Raw genomic sequence first — 412 nt, 5'->3', positions numbered from 1 at the left:
ACTCGCCGACGCCATCGAGGCCCACGGCGAAGAGCTGGCCAAGCTGGAATCGGACAACTGCGGCAAGCCCTACTGCGCCGCGCTCAACGACGAGATTCCGGCGATCGCCGACGTGTTCCGCTTTTTTGCCGGCGCCAGCCGCTGCATGAGCGGCTCGGCCGGTGGCGAATACCTGCCCGGCCACACCTCGATGATCCGCCGCGACCCGGTGGGGGTGATCGCCTCCATCGCGCCGTGGAACTACCCGCTGATGATGGTCGCCTGGAAAATCGCCCCAGCCCTCGCCGCCGGCAACACGGTGGTGCTCAAGCCGTCGGAACAGACGCCGTTGACCGCCCTGCGCCTGGCACAACTGGCGTCGGAAATCTTCCCCGCTGGCGTGCTCAACCTGGTGTTTGGCCGTGGTCCCACA

At 67.2% G+C, this 412-nt stretch carries 1 protein-coding gene; it reads left to right on the top strand.

What is annotated here, in order from left to right; genetic code table 11:
• Positions 1-412, top strand: a 412-nt coding sequence (locus NPS56_RS31025) for an aldehyde dehydrogenase family protein (protein ID WP_274078179.1), incomplete at both ends; no start/stop codon positions are given.

Origin of the sequence: Pseudomonas putida, assembly GCF_028682635.1 — a bacterium.
Lineage (GTDB): Bacteria > Pseudomonadota > Gammaproteobacteria > Pseudomonadales > Pseudomonadaceae > Aquipseudomonas > Aquipseudomonas putida_AE.
The sequence above is the reverse complement of the archived record's forward strand: the minus strand, read 5'-3'. Positions and strand labels throughout refer to the sequence as shown.